This is a genomic window from Arthrobacter sp. SW1, from assembly GCF_001766675.1.
In the GTDB taxonomy this organism is placed as follows: Bacteria; Actinomycetota; Actinomycetes; order Actinomycetales; family Micrococcaceae; genus Arthrobacter.
Window position 1 is genome coordinate 1 of sequence record NZ_MJLT01000063.1, and the last position, 548, is coordinate 548.

Here is a 548-nt window from a genome sequence, read left to right on the forward strand (position 1 = left end):
CGTGCACGTTCGGCGAGTGCAAACTCCCGGCCGGCGGGCAGATGGATCAGTCGGCCGCCGTCGGACACATCCCTGGCCCTCAACCGCTTCGGCGGCACACCCAAGGCGCGCGACTCGTGGACAGTGAACGGACGCCGGGTGAGGTCTTCCGGCAGGGGGCTGAGGCGGACCATGCGGTAAGTCTGCCCGGAAACGGAGGCCGAAAATCAGTTATCCACAGGGCTACTTCCAAAAACAGCAGCGCGGGGTCAGTTACGGCCCATGTTGATACCAAACATGGGCCGTAACTGACCCCGCGTTGCGGGGGAGTGGACTAGAAAGCCGGCGTTCGCCTAGGCGTAGGCGTTCACCAAACGGACCGCGCCGCCGTCGACGCCCTTGGCACCCTGGACGTAGTCCGGGCCGCTCTTGTCGATCGAATCAGAGTCCGCGGACACGGTACCCATGATCCAGGACGGCAGGCCGCGTTCGTTGAGGCGTGCCACGGCGGCATCCGCAACGGACGGGGACACGATGGCCACCATGCCGACACCCAGGTTCAGGGTGCG

General features: G+C 65.7%; 1 pseudogene. It reads right to left on the reverse strand.

Going from position 1 to position 548, the window contains the following annotated elements:
• Positions 1 to 332: 332 nt before the first annotated feature.
• Positions 333 to 548 (reverse strand): annotated as a pseudogene (locus BIU82_RS16980) (phosphoribosylformylglycinamidine cyclo-ligase); the annotation flags it as partial.